13 protein-coding genes, 3 pseudogenes and 1 riboswitch are annotated in these 16562 nt (G+C 60.0%); of the genes and pseudogenes, 4 read left to right on the plus strand and 12 right to left on the minus strand.

Features of this window, described 5'->3' with window-relative positions:
* Nucleotides 1-12 precede the first annotated feature (12 nt).
* From QQJ86_RS08325 to metF, 8 genes and pseudogenes are all read right to left on the minus strand, one after another.
* Nucleotides 13-606 (minus strand): alpha-ketoglutarate-dependent dioxygenase AlkB, encoded by a 594-nt coding sequence (locus QQJ86_RS08325; RefSeq protein ID WP_284320442.1) that lies wholly within the window; start codon nucleotides 604-606, stop codon nucleotides 13-15.
* Nucleotides 607-614: 8 nt separating this feature from the next.
* Nucleotides 615-3692 carry an error-prone DNA polymerase gene (locus tag QQJ86_RS08330; protein WP_284320443.1) on the minus strand — a complete coding sequence of 1026 codons (3078 nt, stop codon included), beginning with the start codon at nucleotides 3690-3692 and terminating at the stop codon, nucleotides 615-617.
* The gene (locus QQJ86_RS08335; RefSeq protein ID WP_284320444.1) at nucleotides 3689-5089 is read right to left on the minus strand and encodes a Y-family DNA polymerase; all 1401 of its coding nucleotides are present in this window, start codon (nucleotides 5087-5089) and stop codon (nucleotides 3689-3691) included. The genes QQJ86_RS08330 and QQJ86_RS08335 overlap by 4 nt, the downstream gene beginning before the upstream one ends.
* A gap of 144 nt (nucleotides 5090-5233) precedes the next feature.
* A pseudogene (gene imuA / locus QQJ86_RS08340) lies at nucleotides 5234-5833 on the minus strand (translesion DNA synthesis-associated protein ImuA); the annotation flags it as partial.
* Nucleotides 5833-6453, minus strand: coding sequence for a transcriptional repressor LexA (lexA, locus tag QQJ86_RS08345; RefSeq protein WP_284320445.1), 621 nt, complete (start codon nucleotides 6451-6453; stop codon nucleotides 5833-5835). The pseudogene imuA and the gene lexA, both read right to left, overlap by 1 nt.
* 86 nt (nucleotides 6454-6539) lie before the next feature.
* Nucleotides 6540-7457, minus strand: coding sequence for a branched-chain amino acid transaminase (locus QQJ86_RS08350; RefSeq protein ID WP_284320446.1), 918 nt, complete (start codon nucleotides 7455-7457; stop codon nucleotides 6540-6542).
* 69 nt (nucleotides 7458-7526) lie between these two features.
* Nucleotides 7527-8117, minus strand: coding sequence for a DUF4124 domain-containing protein (locus QQJ86_RS08355; RefSeq protein WP_284320447.1), 591 nt, complete (start codon nucleotides 8115-8117; stop codon nucleotides 7527-7529).
* Between the two features lie 59 nt (nucleotides 8118-8176).
* A complete protein-coding gene (gene metF, locus QQJ86_RS08360) occupies nucleotides 8177-9001 on the minus strand; it encodes a methylenetetrahydrofolate reductase [NAD(P)H] (protein WP_284320448.1) in 825 nt (274 codons plus the stop codon).
* 215 nt (nucleotides 9002-9216) lie between these two features.
* Here metF and QQJ86_RS08365 point away from each other — a divergent pair.
* Nucleotides 9217-10572, plus strand: a pseudogene (locus tag QQJ86_RS08365) (APC family permease); the annotation flags it as partial.
* Between the two features lie 156 nt (nucleotides 10573-10728).
* Nucleotides 10729-11088: pseudogene (locus tag QQJ86_RS22810) on the plus strand (amino acid transporter); the annotation flags it as partial.
* 11 nt (nucleotides 11089-11099) lie between these two features.
* Here the strand turns inward: QQJ86_RS22810 and QQJ86_RS08370 are convergent.
* Genes QQJ86_RS08370 through metX form a run of 3 tightly spaced genes read right to left on the minus strand, consistent with a single transcriptional unit; the run spans nucleotide 11100 to nucleotide 14431 of the window.
* On the minus strand, nucleotides 11100-12185 hold the full coding sequence (locus tag QQJ86_RS08370) for a homoserine dehydrogenase family protein (protein ID WP_284320450.1): 1086 nt from the start codon (nucleotides 12183-12185) through the stop codon (nucleotides 11100-11102).
* Complete coding sequence (metB, locus tag QQJ86_RS08375; protein ID WP_284320451.1) at nucleotides 12182-13390, minus strand: cystathionine gamma-synthase; 1209 nt, start codon at nucleotides 13388-13390, stop codon at nucleotides 12182-12184. Before metB ends, QQJ86_RS08370 begins: the two co-directional genes overlap by 4 nt.
* Before the next feature lie 3 nt (nucleotides 13391-13393).
* Nucleotides 13394-14431: a homoserine O-succinyltransferase MetX gene (gene metX / locus QQJ86_RS08380; RefSeq protein ID WP_284320452.1), complete on the minus strand. Its 1038-nt coding sequence runs from the start codon at nucleotides 14429-14431 to the stop codon at nucleotides 13394-13396.
* An 83-nt stretch (nucleotides 14432-14514) separates the two neighbouring features.
* Nucleotides 14515-14633, minus strand: a riboswitch (SAM riboswitch).
* Nucleotides 14634-14834: 201 nt separating this feature from the next.
* On the opposite strand from metX, the gene QQJ86_RS08385 reads away from it, so the two are divergent.
* Both QQJ86_RS08385 and QQJ86_RS08390 read left to right on the plus strand, forming a co-directional pair.
* Nucleotides 14835-15851, plus strand: coding sequence for a cysteine synthase A (locus QQJ86_RS08385; RefSeq protein ID WP_284320453.1), 1017 nt, complete (start codon nucleotides 14835-14837; stop codon nucleotides 15849-15851).
* A 23-nt stretch (nucleotides 15852-15874) separates the two neighbouring features.
* Nucleotides 15875-16303 (plus strand): DUF5672 family protein, encoded by a 429-nt coding sequence (locus tag QQJ86_RS08390; protein ID WP_284320454.1) that lies wholly within the window; start codon nucleotides 15875-15877, stop codon nucleotides 16301-16303.
* Between the two features lie 61 nt (nucleotides 16304-16364).
* Here the strand turns inward: QQJ86_RS08390 and QQJ86_RS08395 are convergent.
* On the minus strand, nucleotides 16365-16562 hold a 198-nt coding region (locus tag QQJ86_RS08395), incomplete at its 5' end, for a hypothetical protein (protein ID WP_284320455.1).

Here is a 16562-nt window from a genome sequence, read left to right on the forward strand (position 1 = left end):
GTGTCGTTGTACCTACCATCTCTCGCTGGCTTTCTCCGGCCGCACCCGAAACGCCACGCTGATCCTCGGCCCCACAGGCTGCTGCAACTTCGGAATGCCGTGGTCGTAATGCAGTTGCGCATTCCAGCCCATCAACAGCAGGCTGCCTGCTTCCAGCTCCAATTCGGTCTTGAGCCGTGGCGGTTTCTTGCGCTGAATCACCATGGTGCGTGTCGCACCCAATGACAGCAACACAATGGGCTGATGCGACACCAGTTCATGCAGCTTGTCGTTATGCGGTGCCACGCTATCGTGTTCGTCGCGATAACAGTTGAGGCCGATGCTGTTGAACGGTGTATCCACATGTTGCCGAACGACTGCCAGCGCATCGCGCAACACACTCGGCAATGTGGGATTGGCAACGGCGTAATGGCAGTGCAAGCGCGGTACGCCTACCAAGCGCTCGTACATCATGCGTGAGCTTTCGTGCCAGTCGCCCTGGGCAAGCAAGGCGTCGAACCAGGCTTTAGCCAATGCAGGCGTGATGACGTCGGAGTAATAAGTGATCGGCCCGGTCTGGTCTTCGACAATCCTTTGCACGCCCTGCTCGAAAAGTAGCGCTTGCATAAAATGCCTCAATGAAAATCGCGCGAGCGCGCATCCAGATCCGCCAGCATGCCGCTGAGATCGCGCAGCCGCCGTGCAATCAAATGGCTTACACCATCGACCGCTTCCCAGCGCCCTTCGATCGCCAGTAGGCGTGCCTCTAGATAAGGGCGACGCTGGGTTTGCGCGATGTGATTCCACACCACTACGTTCACGTGGCCGAATTCATCCTCGATGGTGATGAAAGTGACGCCGCTGGCCGTTTGCGGTTGCTGACGTTGCGTGACCAGTCCCACGGTGCGAACGTGCGATGCGTGCGGCAGCTTCTGCAGGCTGTGTGAATCCAAGTAGCGCTCCGCACGCAGACGACTGCGCAGCAGCTTTAACGGATGCGGGCCAAGACTCAATCCGCTGTGCGCATAATCGGCCGTCATGTTTTCGACTGTCGTTGGCAGCGGTAATACGATGTCCTGCTCGCTCGGGCTGGAACGACCGAACAAGGGTAATTGCGATTCCACACCGGAAGTGATCCAAAGCGCGCGATGACGATGACCGGCCAAACCACGCAAGGCGCCAGCGTCAGCGAGTAAATCCTGATGTCGCGAGTCCAGCTCGGCACGCGTACAAAGATCGACCACATCACGGAAAGAAGCTTGGTTGCGCGCAGTAGAAATACGTTCCGCCACTTTCTCGCTGCAGCCACGCAACTGACGCAAGCCAAGCCGCAAGGATAATCCCGTCTTGCTGTGCACATCGGATTCCAACGTGCAATCCCAATCACTGTAACGCACGTCTACTGGGCGTACGCGGATACCGTTTCGCTGCGCATCCTGCACGATCTGGCTTGGGCCATAGAAACCCATTGGCTGCGCATTGAGCAAAGCACATGCAAACATGGCTGGCTCATGGCATTTCAACCAACTGCTCGCATAAGCAATATTGGCGAAGCTGGCGGCGTGACTTTCTGGAAAGCCGTAACTGCCGAAACCTTTTATCTGGTTGAAGATCTGTTCGGCGAATTCCCGCGTATAGCCTCTTGCCAGCATGCCGCTGACGAGCTTTTCGTGGTGTTTCTCCATATCACCGTAGCGTTTCCATGCCCCCATGGCTCGCCGCAATTCATCCGCCTCCCCCGGTTCGTAACCCGCCGCAACCATGGCCAACTTCATCACTTGCTCTTGGAATAACGGCACGCCCATGGTGCGTTCAAGCACCGGACGTACAGCGTCCGAAGGATAAGAGACAGGCTCCTCTCCACGCCTACGCCGCAGATAGGGATGCACCATGTCGCCTTGAATCGGCCCAGGCCGCACGATCGCGATCTGAATGACCAGATCGTAGTAATTCGCCGGCTTGAGCCGCGGCAACATCGCCATCTGCGCGCGGCTTTCGATCTGGAATACGCCGATAGTTTCGGCGCGTTGGATCATCTCGTACGTAGCCTTGTCGTTAGGCTCGACCGTGGCAATGCTCAATGCCTTATTGCGATACCTCTGTACAAGATCGAAGCATTTGCGCAAACAAGTCAGCATACCCAACGCCAGGCAATCGACCTTGAGCAAACCCATGGCATCCAGATCATCCTTATCCCATTGGATGATCGTGCGATCAGCCATGGCTGCATTCTCCACCGGCACCAATTCATGCAATGGCGCGTCGTGAATAACGAACCCGCCCACGTGCTGACTCAGATGACGCGGCTTGCCACGCAATTGCCCAGTCAGTGCGAGGAGCTTGCGCATCAGAGGCGCATCGGGATCGAATCCCTGTTCGCGTAAACGATCGTCCAAGGAAGCATCACCAAGGCGAAAGAAACTGTTACTAAGCTTTTCGATCTGATCCTCAGGCAAGCCCAGCGCCTTGGCCACATCGCGCACGGCGCTTTTGGTGCGATAGCTGATTACCGTAGCTGCGATCGCGGCACGTTCGCGGCCATATTTGTTGTAAACGTATTGAATGATTTCCTCGCGTCGTTCGTGTTCGAAATCGACGTCGATATCGGGGGGTTCATTGCGCTCTATGGAGATGAAACGTTCCACCAGCAACTTCACCTTATCCGGATCGGCATCCGTCACGCCCAACGTGAAGCACACGATGGAATTGGCCGCCGAGCCGCGCCCCTGACAGAGAATGCCCAGGCTTCGCGCATGGCGCACGATGTCGTGCACGGTAAGAAAGAACGCTTCATATTTTTTCGTCTCGATCAGTCGCAACTCATGCTCGATAGTGGCCTGATTCTCGGCCGACACGCCTTGCGGCCAACGCCATGCCGAACCTTCGGCAACGAGATGGCGTAGCCACTGCATGGCTGAGTAGCCCTCAGGGACCAGCTCCTTGGGGTACTGGTAGCGCAAGTCTTCCTTCAGCGAGAACGTACAGCGTTTGGCAATGCGCACACTCTCATCCAATAGAGCCTTGGGATAGAACCTTCCCAACGCGGAGCGCTGCCGTAGATGCCGTTCGCCGTTGCGGAACAACACGGATCCTGCTTCGACGATCGTCATGCGATGACGAATCGCCGTCATCGTATGTTGCAACGGCAAGCGGCGCCGAATATGCATATGCACGTCGCCACTCGCCACGCGTGACAGTTGCAGCGATTCGCCTAGTGCTTCGAGTTCAGCCAGGCGAGCTTCGTCGTCACCATCGCAATGCAACTCCACCGCCAACCATGCGCGGTCACCGAAGATATGCTTCACCCACGCACCATGCTCGTGGCTGGGCTCTCGATCGGGCACCCACAGCACCAACGTGCCGGGCGCACCGTCGGCAACATTCGCCCTGATCAGACGATAGTCGCCTTTTTCAGAAGCTCGGCGACCCTGCGTAATCAAGCGGCACAGCGAGACATAGCCTTGCTTGTTCTCCGCCAGCAGCACCAGCTTGGGGCCATCGGCAAGCTGGATTTCTGTACCGACTATCAGGGACATCTTCGTATCGCGCGCGGCCTCCCAAGCACGCACGATACCGGCGAGCGAACATTCATCCGTGATGGCGAGCGCGGTGTAACCACACTCATTCGCACGCTCGAACAATTCACGCGCACTGGATGCGCCGCGCTGAAACGAAAAATCCGACAGGCAGTGCAGCTCGGCGTAGTCGATCATGCGAACCACCCATGCAGCATCCAGCCGGTTTGCTCGTCTTTCGCGCAATAGGCCCAAGCGCGCTGACCTTGCTCCGTTTCGACGATGTAGTAGTCGCGACGCATGGCGCCACCATCCCACCAACCGGTTTCCATGCGCTCGGGGCCGACAAGGATGCGCAACTCACCGCGCAGTGGAATAGGTTTTTCCAGTAGCCAAGTGGGTCGTGCACGCGGCTCAAGAAGGTTTTCATTCTGCTCGGCGATGCGCTGCGAATGCTCGGGACGCGGATCGATCGTGGTGCCCCATCGATAGACCGCTCGATCGCCCAGTCGTGCGCGCAGACGTTCCCTAAGCTGTTCGAATGGCAGTGCGTTGACGGGGCGTTCGTCAAAAAGATCGCGGCCAGCCGGCACAAAACCGGGCAAGTCATCAGCTATCAGGCGCAGCGATAACACCGGTGCAGGCAGTTGCACGTGTTCCAGACGGCCGCGCGCCGCTTCGAACAGCACCTCGGCATTGCGCTCGGGCGAGAGCATGCCTATTGGCACTTCGGTGACCTTGCCTTCGCGATGCTCCAACTGCAATGCGAAACGCTGGACACCACCATCGCGACCGGAGAGATAAGCCGCAAGATCGCCGGTCATGCGCTTCAGCGGAAACACCAGGGCAGCGATGTTTTCCACTTCGTGCGACAGCTCGATGCGCCAATCCACTGCGTCGGGCGGCACGAACAGATCGAGCCCTGCCGGCGCATCGCCGAGCAAACCATCCATGGCTTGCAGCAGTTCCTTGCCGAAACGGCGCTGCAGACCGTCGCGCGGCATGCGCAGCAATTGCCCCAGGGAACGGATGCCCATGCGCGGCAATGCATCTACGGCATATTCCGGTAAGCGACTGTATTGCAAAGGCACGCCATCGAGTGCGCGTAGCATCGCTTCGTGCGTAAGAACGGCTTGGCCATCGCTTACGCCCGCGAGCACGTACGCCGCATGCGGGGTGGGTGCGGCAGCCATGCGATGCTGAAAACCCAGCGCCGCAAAATCGCTGCGCAAGTTGCGCTCCATCGTCGGCCATTCGCCCAAGAGGCTGCGGCTGCGGCTGATTTCCAACACGATGGCATGTGGCAACAAGGCTACTTGCGAGCTGTAGCGATAAGCCATGCTGGCGAGAAACTGTTGCCAGCGATCGACCTCGGATGCGTCGTACGGAATCGCTTCGAAGCGCGCCAGCAAGGCTTGCGCCGTTGTCAGGCGTTGACCGATATGCAAACCTGCCTGACGCGCGGAAGCATTGACGGCGACGACGACGCGCGCATTGAGCGGCCCGTCCACCAGCACCAGTGGGCTGTCATCGGGCCGGCGACGAAGGACGCCATCCAGCGCCAAATGCGGCAGCAGCAGACAGGCCCACAGCATAGGCGGGCCTCACGCGTTCTGCTTCTTTCGAGCGTGATTCCGGCGAGGACCGGAATCCGGCGTGCGCGGCCTATGCTGATGAACCACAGGCATCGCCGCCGGATTCCAGCCCTCGCTGGAAAGACGTTGAGAAGGATCGAAGGGAACGGGTTGCGACGGCGCGTTGCCGCCGCGGCATTTGCGTACCCAAATGGATGTATGCGGCGGCGTTGCAAGTTCGAGCCGCAACGATGCAGGCGAAGCGTTCGCCAGATGTTTGCGATCGCGGAACACGAAGGCCAACGCACGTCCGGTATCCGCGGCAACTTGCAAGCGACGCAAGTTGCGGTCATCGGCCTGATGCGGCCACGCCAGCACGGCAGCGCAACTGCCCGAACGCAGGCATTGCTCGGCGGCCCACAGCACGTGCTGCTCTTGCGCAGCGACGATTTCCAGTCGCTGCAGATTCACGCCTTGCTGGCGCCATCCCATCGCACACGGCAGATACGGCGGCGCGATCAACACCACGGGACGATGGCCTTGTGTAAGTCGCGCCAAGGTCGGCAACACCAATTGCAGTTCGCCGATGCCATCGGCCGGCAACAGGATTTCCGTCAGCGACGCTTCCGGCCAACCGCGCGCCGGCAACACCGCATCGAGCATGGGCCAGCCGGTGGGCTGATCGCCTTCGGTCGGTGATAGCGTTTGACCGCGCCAGATTTGCCGGGCATCCAACAAATCCGACAGAGCTACCACGGCGCTCATCAGCTGCCCCTCACGAGGCCGGCGAAGAGCCCTTCAATGGCGAAGTCTTCCGTCGGATCGGGATCGATCGGCTGGTAGCCGGGACTGTTCGGCAGCAAGCGAACGACGTCGCCTTTCCAGTACAGCCGCTTGATGGTGAAACGATCGCCCGCCACGCGGGCCGCTACCACTTGGCCATGTCGCGCGACCGGCGTGGCGTGCACGGCGACGAGATCGCCGTCCAGGATGCCTTCGTCGCGCATCGAATCGCCGATCACGCGCACCAGGTAATCCGGCTTCAGACGAAACAGCCAGCGCGATACATACAGGCTGCGCTCCACGCGCGATTCGGAAAAAATCGGCTCGCCTGCCGCGATGCGGCCGACCAGCGGCAGCTCCAAGGTATCAGCCGCGAGCGGATCGACCTCTTGCACCAATCGAATGCCGCGCGAACGGTTGGGTTCGACCACCAACCGACCTTTCGCCTCCAGCGAGCGCACATGCTTGAGCACGGCGCTGACGCTTGGAATGCCCATCGCCTGCCCGATTTCTTCCAGCGTCGGGGCCTCCCCGTCGCGCTCCAGGCGCTGGCGGATAAAGGCGAGGATGTTGAACTGGCGGCTGGTGAGCTGGAGGGTCATGGTGCACATCTTTTCACCTTTTTTGGTGAAAATGAAGTACCCATGGTCAGCACCCTCCCCGGCTCGCCGGGGAGGGCCTCACAAGGTCAAACCGGCTCCAGCCAGCCCCACTTGTCCTGGGTCTTGCCGTTGAACAGGCCGAAGTAGAGCTCCTGCAGGCGTCGGGTGACGCGCCCGGCTTTGCCGCTGCCCACTTGCTTGCCGTCGATCTCGCGGATCGGGGTGATTTCAGCGGCGGTTCCGCACATCAGTACTTCGTCGGCCAGGTAGAGGTATTCGCGCGGAATGTCGCGCTCCACCACTTCGATGCCGTCCTCGCGCGCCAGCACCTTGATGGTGTCGCGGGTTATGCCGGCGAGGATGGATGCGCTGGCCGGCGTGGTGTGCAGCACGCCGTCGAACACCAGGAACAGGTTTTCGCCGGCGCCTTCGCTAAGCAGGCCATTGGCGGCCAGGGCGATGCCTTCGCCGAAGCCAAGGCGGCGCGCTTCGCGTGCGACCAACTGGCCAGAAAGATAGTTACCGCCAGCTTTGGCGCCCGCGGGAATAGTGTTCGGCGCGAAACGCTGCCAGCTCGTCACACAGGCAGTGATGCCCAATTCCAGCGCCTCCGGCCCCAAGTATGGGCCCATCGGCCAGGTCGCCACGGCGACGTCGATCGGCGTTTCTGCGGAAAGCCCGAAGCCACCCAAGCCGCGATACGCCACCGGACGCAGGTAGGCCGCGGAGTAACCGTTCTTGCGGATCACCTCGCGGCATGCCGCCGCCAGTTCGTCCTGCGAATACGGCAGCGCCATGTCGTAGATTTTGGCCGACAGGTACAAGCGCTTGAGGTGATCGGTAAGGCGAAAAATCGCCGCGCCTTCCGGCGTGACATAACTGCGGATTCCCTCGAACACCGACGAACCGTAATGCAAGGCATGCGACATCACGTGCGCAGTGGCATCTTTCCACGGCTTGATTTCGCCGTTCTGCCAAATCCATTCGGGATATTGCTGGGCCATGGGGGATCTCCGTTGGGGATCGCGCATGATAACGTGCCGAATCTTTCGGCACCTTTCGCCAGGGATGCTCTAACTTCGTGGTTGCAGCCAGACGCAACCGGAACGATGCACCACGTCGAAACGGGTTTCTGCGGTAGCGCCGCTGCCATCGTCAGACTCGGTCCGCACGAGTAACGCTTCGCCATGAACCGGTGCCGGGCTCGGTGTCGCCGATAGTGACAACTGGGAAGTTCCCGCATTGTCATCGTCTGGCGTGGATGCCGCATCCGAGGTGCTTTTGATCTCGATCAACGGCCGCGACATCAGTCGAGTGAAGTAACGGATATCGGCCACCACCGCATCCTTTCCATCGCCACTCCACAGGGTGAGGCCGGCAAGACGATTGGGATTGCGCGCTGCAAAAGCATCGATGACTGCTTGCTTGAGCTGCTTCAGATCTGCCGCGCATGTCACCGCGGCAGGTTGCGAGGATTCAACCGGCGCATGCGCGCTCGAAGCGGGAGCCGGTGCCGCCAGCATCGGTGTCGCGTTCACATCAGAGCAGACGCGATCGGTAAAGACCGGAATGCCGTTCGTGCCCATGCAACGATGAATATCACCCTGTGCCTTGGCACAAATGGGCAGCCACAACAGCAGTAATAGAAAGATTACAAAACGCATCAGGCAAGCATAGCCGGCATCGGATCAATGCAGCGTGCGCTAGTTTTCTCTTCTGCATGTCACTGCAGTTGATTGATCACCGCACGCGTCGCTTTGGCACGATTCAACGTGTAGAAATGCAGGCCTGGCGCACCGCCATCCAGCAGACGGCGGCACAGCTGCGCCACCACTTCCGCGCCCATCGCGCGGATGGATTCCACATCGTCGTAATACGCCTGCATGCGCTTGGCGATCCAGCGCGGGATCTCCGCGCCGCACGCGTCGGAAAAACGCTTGAGCTGCGCGTAATTGGAAATCGGCATGATGCCAGGCACGATCGGCACGGTCACGCCAAGGCGGCGCGCATCATCGACGAAGCAGAAATACGCATCGGCGTTGAAGAAATACTGTGTGATCGCGCCGTTCGCACCCGCATCGATCTTGGTCTTGAAGTGGCGCAGATCAGCTTGCACGTCTTCCGCCTGGGGATGCATTTCTGGATATGCCGCCACTTCAATATGGAAGTGATCGCCGCTGTATTCGCGGATGAAGCGCACCAGTTCTGCGGCGTAACGAAAATCGCCGGGCGAGGCCATGCCCGACGGCAAGTCACCACGCAACGCCACGATGCGCCGATAGCCCGCGGCGCGATAAGCATCGAGTAGATCAGCGATTTCCTTGCGCGTGCCGCCCATGCACGACAAATGTGGCGCCACCTCCAGCCCATGCTGCTGATGCAAGCGCGCCACGGTTTCGCTGGTGTAGCTGAGCGTGGAGCCACCGGCCCCGAACGTCACGGAGACGTACTCAGGCTTAAGCGCCTTCAGCTCCTTGGCGGTCTTGTCGAGCTGGGCACGCTGTTCGTCGGTCTTGGGCGGGAAAAATTCGAAGCTGATGGCCGGCATGGCGGGATCCTTGCGTCAGGACGGCCAGTATATATCTCTTATTCGAGATGAAAAGATATATAGCCGAAATTGCCTTCGCACCTACCCGTCAGCGGGCAGCTTTCGGCACGAGCACCTGCTGCGCCGCGGGCTGACACTACGTACGTCGGTCTGTCATCATCGCTGGATTGTGTCTGCCGCATGGCGGCATTCGTCTGGTTTTAAGGGAGTGCTCGATGTCTTCTTCCAACGCGATCCGCCGCGACGTGGGGCCGTTTGCCCTCATGCTCACCGGCCTGGGTTCGATCATCGGCTCGGGTTGGCTGTTCGGTGCGTGGAAAGCCGCCGGGTTGGCAGGCCCCGGCGCGATCTGGGCATGGGTGCTGGGCGCGGCGATCATCATGACCATTGCGCTGACCTATGCGGAACTGGGCGCGATGTTTCCCGAATCGGGCGGTATGGTGCGCTACGGGCACTACTCGCATGGCTCGCTGGTCGGCTTCATCGCCGCATGGGCGAACTGGATCGCGATCGTGTCGGTAATTCCGGTGGAAGCCGAAGCCTCCGTGCAATACATGGCCTCGTGGCCCTGGCCTTGGGCGCAAGACCTGTATCACGTCACCGAGGGTGTGGGCGAGTTGAGTCGTACCGGCCTCGGCATCGCGGCGGTGTTGGTGATCATCTACTTCCTGCTCAATTTCTGGAGCGTGAAGCTGTTCGCGCACTCCAACACCGCGATCACCGTATTCAAGCTGATAGTGCCGGCAGCGACCGGCCTGGCGCTGATCGCCAGCGGTTTTCATTCCGAGAATTTCTCAGTGGGCATCCATGGCGGTGGCCATGCGATCGATTTCCCTGCCGTGCTCACGGCCGTGGCGACTGCCGGCATTGTTTTCAGCTTCAATGGTTTCCAGAGTCCGGTGAATCTGGCCGGCGAGGCACGCAATCCTGGCCGCAGCATCCCGTTTGCAGTGGTGGGCTCGATTCTGCTGGCGACCGTGATTTACGTGATTCTGCAGGTGGCCTATCTCGGTTCGGTACCGCAGGATCTGCTCGCCAAGGCGGGCTGGCACGGCATCAACTTCCGCTCGCCGTTCGCGGAACTGGCCATCATCGTCAATCTACATTGGCTGGCGATGTTGCTTTATGTCGACGCCTTCATCAGCCCGAGCGGCACGGGCATGACCTACACCGCAACCACCGCGCGCATGATCTACGGCATGGAGCGCAACGGCACGCTGCCGAAGATCCTCGGCCATGTGCACCCGAAGTGGGGCGTTCCGCGCCCGGCGATGTGGTTCAACTTGGCGGTGTCGTTCCTGTTCCTGCTCTTCTTCCGTGGCTGGGGCACGCTGGCAGCGGTGATTTCGGTGGCGACGATCATTTCCTATCTCACCGGTCCGGTGAGTGTGATGACGCTGCGCCGTACGGCTACGGAGCTGCATCGTCCCTTGCGTGTGGCGGGTTTGCCGGTGCTAGCGGGAGTCGCCTTCGTCATGGCGACAGAACTTCTGTATTGGGCGAAGTGGCCGCTGACTGGCGAAATTATTTTGCTGATGATCGTGGCGTTGCCGGTCTATTTCTATTTTCAGACATTCGCTGACGAGTTCTATAAACCATCCGAACGATTGATTCTGTTGGTCTCAAGCATTGCGCCAACCGTTCTACTCGCCGTACTTGCAGGAGCCTTTTATCTGTCTTCCTCTCCCATATCGCAGCTTGCTCCTCCTTTGCTGCTTGCCGGAATGGCGTATGCATGGGTGATGTTTGGAGTTGTCATCCCCATTCTGCGCCTTCGCAGCGACGCCGCTCTTAGAAGCGTCTTCAAACATCATCTTCGTGGTGCAGTGTGGTTAATCATTTATCTGCCCACGGTTGCGATCGTGTCGTGGGCGGGCAGCACAACCTTCGGTGGGGCTGGCTATCTGTCGTACGGTGCTGACTTGATCGTCGTTGGCGTAATCGGGCTCGTGTTCTACCTGTGGGGCGTGAAGTCCGGCTGGCGCACGCCGGCAGTGGAAGCTGCTCGGAGCGAAGCCCACGCTCACCCGGATCTGCCGCTGGTGCCGCCGGATGAGGAAACGGCCGAGCGCGTCGCCCGCGGCTGACGCGAGGCGCGTCAGCCTAATGCCAGGATGTCGCCCAGCAAAGCCTGGGCAGTCACTTCGGGGCCGGCACCCGGCCCTTGAATCACCAGTGGCTGCGTGTGGTAGCGCGTAGTCGTCAGCGCAAACTGATTGTCGGTGCCGTACAGCCGCGCGGCGGGATGCGTCGCCGGTACTTCCGTAATACCCACGCGTGCGCGGCCGCGCTGATTGAGTCGTGCGAGGAAGCGCAGTACATGTCCGCGCGCACGAGCTGCTTCATGCAAGGCCGCCAGTGGTTCATCCAGTTCTTCGAGACGTTCGAGGAAGGTTTCCGTGGAAATATCACGTAGACCTTCCGGTACGAGGCTTTCCACGATGACTTCATCGTTACCCAACGCGAAACCTGCGTTGCGGGCGAGGATGAGCAGCTTGCGTGCTACATCTTCGCCAGAAAGATCGGCGCGCGGGTCCGGTTCGGTATAACCCAGCTTGCGCGCTTCGCACAGCAACTGGGAAAACGGACGGCTACCGTCGTATGTATTGAACAGATAAGACAGCGAGCCGGAAAACACACCTTCCAGCGTGAGCAGAGCGTCGCCGCAATCGCACAGGCGGCGTAGCGTAGAAAGCACCGGCAGACCCGCACCCACCGTGGCGGAATCACCGTACCGGCCACCTGCGGCGCGTGCAGCCTGCAATGCGCGCCAACCTGAGAGATGTCCGCCGGCCAGCGATTTGTTCGCGGTCACTACGTGATAGCCGCGAGCCAGCCAATCTGCATGACGCGAAGCCAGCTCGCTGGATGCAGTTGCGTCGACGATGACTTTCAGCGTCGCGTGATGTGCGTCGAGTGCAGACAACAAGGCGGCATCGTCACGTGCCGAGCCTTCGCGTTTCAGGCGTTCGCGTAGATCACGCGCAGCCAACTGAGTCGCTTCCGTCTGCTGTTTGCGTGAGTTCGCAGCACCCACCAGATGCAATCGCTTGGCGACCGGCGTGCACAACAGCTTCAGAAACGCGCCGCCCACTACGCCGGTGCCCAGCAACACCAGCGCAACTTCCTGTGGCGCGATGGATGCGATTTTGGGAATAGAAGCTTCGGCCAGCACCGCACTCATACAATCACCCGGCGTTTCGAAGCGTTCTCGGTCACTGCCAACGCGCGTTGCAGGCCGGCCTCGAGATCGCGCAGCAGATCGTCGCCATCCTCGATGCCGATCGACAGGCGCAGCAATGTGTCGGCAATGCCGGCTGCACGGCGCGCTTCCACCGCCATGGCGGCATGCGTCATCGAGGCCGGGTGCGCGACCAGGCTTTCCACACCACCAAGCGATTCGGCCAGTGAGAAGTAATGCAGATCATTCACGAACGCTTCGATCTGCGGCACGTCGCCGTGCAGTTCAAAACTCAGCATGCCGCCAAAGCCCTGTTGCTGCCGTGCAGCCAGCGCATGACCAGCGTGATGTTCCAGACCCGGGTAATACACTTTGCGCACAGCGTCGTGTTTATCCAAATACGTTGCAATGCGCTCGGCGTTTTCCTGATGTTGGCGCAGACGAACGCCGAGTGTACGCAGGCCGCGCAAAGTGAGAAAACTATCGAACGGCGCGCCAGTAAGACCGTTGCAATTGCCCCACCACTTCAACTGTTCGGCGACTGCTGTGTTTCGCGCAACAACCGCACCACCCACCACATCGCTATGACCGTTGATGTATTTGGTAGTCGAATGCACCACGATGTCTGCACCCAGCACAAGCGGCTGTTGCAACGCAGGCGAAAGAAACGTGTTGTCCACCACGACCAATGCGCCGACAGCATGCGCTGCCTGTGCCACGTGGCGAATATCGGTAATGCGCAGCAGCGGATTTGAGGGAGTCTCCACCCACACCAGCGCGGGCTTCGATGCCAGGCCTTCGGCAAGTGCGTGGTTGTCGGTGAGATCAATGAAGCGAACGCTGAAGCGACCTTTCTTCGCCCAGGCATCAAGCAGGCGCCATGTGCCGCCGTAGCAATCATGTGCGGCAAGCACGAGGCCGCCTGCAGGAACCAATTCCAGCGCAAGGGCAACTGCGGCCATGCCGCTGGCCGTTACGACCGCACCGGCACCCTGCTCGAGTTCGGCAAGTGCATTGCCAAGCAGATCGCGCGTGGGATTGCCGCTACGCGAATAGTCATACGCGCGCTTGCCGCCCAAGCCCGTGAAACTGTAGTTGGTGGAGAGATGCAGTGCCGGCACGACTGCGCCGTGTTGCGTATCCGATTCGATGCCGGCGCGTACAGCGCGCGTGCTAGCAGCGGTTTCCTTCGCGATATCAGCGCACATGATTCAAGCTCCAGAACGACAGGGGACGGCCTGGCGCAGCAGCGGCGCCAGTTTGTTGGTTTCCTTCAGGAAGGCGTCGTGGCCGTAAGGCGAATCGACCACTTCCAGCGTGGTCGAGCCACGCAGACGGCGCTGCAGCTCACACAAGTCGGCCAACGGCACCAGGCGATCAGAAGGAAAGCCGATCAAGGTGGCGGGTGTGCTCACTGCTTCCGGCGCAATGTCGTGCAGATCGATCGACTCGGACAGTGCAAGAAAGCGATCCAGATCGAAACGCTGGACGAAACTACGGCCAGCGTGTTCCAGATAATCTTCGACAGGGAAGTGGAAACGGCCTTCGCGATAGTCCGGCGTGCTGGCAAAACGACGCGCGAATTCTTCGCTGCCGCGATAGGTGGTCATAGCCAGTTGGCGCGCAAGAGAAAGCGCTTCATCGATCTGACCGGAAGCCTGGCCCAGACGCAGGATCTGGCGCTGAATCGCGCGCTGTGCAGTGGCCATGGGATGGGCGCGGTGTGCACCGGCGAGCAGAACCAGCTTCTCCAGCTTATCCGGATGACGTGCGGCAAAGGCAAGCGCAGTCATCGCGCCATAAGAGGAACCAATGAAAGCCGCAACGCGACCAATGCCAAGCGCATTGACCAAGGCAGCCAGAGCATCGGCCTGATCTTCGCTGGAGATCGCGCGCGGGCTATTTTCGAAATCAGCTGGTGTCAGCCAATCGATGCTGAGCACGCGGTAATGCGCCAGATCGATCGCCTGGCCGTGCCCTACCAGCTCTGACCACCAACCTGGCTTACCCTGGTCGGAGCCTGCCACGTGACGGTCCGCAGAAATGCCTCCTTGCACGACGATCGTCGGTGCATCCGCCGCACCGGTCCACTGATAGCGCACGTCGACGTGGCTGATGCCATGGCCGTACTTGGGCTGCAGTGCGAGGCGACGGGAACTGCGCTGCCCGGTCAGCGTGCTACGTGAATGCAAAGGCACGACCACGGCAGTGGGACGATCTTCAAGTGAGGAGTTGGCGAGCTGGGGCATCTAAGTTCTCCGTTTACATCGCCCTGCGGAGAACCTACGAGGAGTTGTCGCCGAATACACCATGCATCGCATGGTTTGACGACATCCCATCTATCGGCTGGCACTAAGTAAGCGCCCCGCAGGAGTTGGCACCGTTGCAGGGTTGATCCTGCAGGTTGCCCCGGCTTCAAAGGGCCTGTCCCTCAGCCGGTCTCGATGAGTGGAATCGACTATACAGACGGGATTTTTGAGCGTCAATGGACGTATAGACGTCTAAACGTAAAAACAGCCTAAAATAGACGGGCATTAAGCCCATATGGGAAATAACCATATAGTGGAAGCTGCGTCCAAAGCACCCGGGTGGCAGATCGACGGGCCCGCGCTATCCTCACCCCTACTATTACTGGGCGTAACGCTGCAAACCATGACTATCAAGCCCGACCTGTCCTCAGCCGTTGGCCACACTCCTTTATTGCGCCTTCGCCGCGCTTCGGAACTGACCGGCTGCGAAGTGCTCGGCAAGGCCGAATTCCTCAACCCAGGTGGCTCGATCAAAGACCGTACGGCGTTGGGGTTGATCCTGGATGCCGAAAAGAAGGGACTGCTGCGCCCAGGGGGCACGATCGTGGAAGGCACTGCGGGGAATACAGGCATCGGGATGGCCCTGATCGGGGCAAGCCGCGGCTACCGGACGGTGATTTTCATGCCGGACACGCAAAGCCGGGAGAAGATCGATGCCCTGCGCGTGGCCGGGGCTGAAATCCGGCTGGTTCCTGCGGCGCCCTTCAAGGATCCCAGGCATTACGTCCACATCGCCCGCGCCTACTGCGAGAGCTTGAACGAGCAGGCACCCGACAGCGCCTGGTTCGGCAATCAATTCGACAACACTGCCAATCGCGACTGGCATGAGGTGACTACTGGGGTGGAGATCTGGGAGCAAACAGGAGGCAAAGTGGACGGCTTCGTCTGCTCGGCCGGAACAGGCGGCACTCTCGCCGGCGTCGGGCGCGCGCTGAAGTCGCGCAAAGCAAGGGTGACCATCGCGCTTTCCGATCCCACAGGTTCGGCGTTAGCCAACTACATCAATCGCGGCGAGCTGGTCGCGGAAGGCGGCTCGATCAGCGAGGGGATCGGCTCCAGCCGTATCACGGCGAATTTCCAGGACGCACCGATCGACATGGCGTGGTCAATTCCGGATCAGGAGTCCATACCGCTGTTGCATGAATTGCTGCATGACGAAGGCTGGTGCGTAGGCGGCTCCAGCGGTGTCAATCTGGCCGGGGTGATCCGGCTGGCAAAAGCGCTTGGGCCAGGCCACACCATCGTGACAGTCCTGGCTGACGCCGGTACCCGGTATCAGGCCAAGCTCTTCAATCCGCCGTTTCTGCGTGAGAAAGGCATACCGGTGCCGGAATGGTTGCAGCAGTCGTTTGGTGGCTGAGTCGGTAGATTTTGGACGGCTGGGTGCTCAGCATCGACAATTGGCACGACGATTTCCTTCACTACGACTATCTCGGCGCGCCCATCCATCTGGCGCATATCGAAGCACCGGATGGCGTGCACTGGGTCAGACAGTTTGATTGGTGCAAGGATATGGGGCGTCCTGGCTATACAGTGACGCCGGTGCTCAACGGTGGCTTCAATCTGCGCAGTCCGCGCTTGATGCGTGCATTGGTGGAACATCCGGATGTGCGCGTATGCATTCCGCCAGCCGATGTGGTGGTGGGCGATCCTTTACGGATGTATTGGAACAACGATGTATTGCTTGAGGATCTGCAGTTGTCGGAGATGCTTCGCCCCGCACTGGAAACCAAGGATCTTCGCTTTCTGCCGTTGGACGTCGCCAGTCGGTTTGCCTATGCCGGAGCGATTCATCATGCATGGACGCGTTGAGCATATTTGGACACCACTCCAAACTTCGCCGCCTGGTGAGTATTGACCCGCCAACGATTCACTACACCAGAGCGAACTGTATGACGAACTGGACTTGGTTGAGATGTTCGTACGGCGAGGATATCGCGTGGAGTTTTCGGCGTAACCGTTGCCACAGCGCTGTTGTTCGCATGTTCGGCGACGCGTCTGCATAGCCCTTGAGCAAACCCTGCAGCATGGCCCACAAAGCAAAACGCCTTCCCGATGGGGAAGGCGTTTT

Origin of the sequence: Dyella acidisoli, assembly GCF_030160295.1 — a bacterium.
GTDB lineage: Bacteria > Pseudomonadota > Gammaproteobacteria > Xanthomonadales > Rhodanobacteraceae > Dyella_B > Dyella_B acidisoli.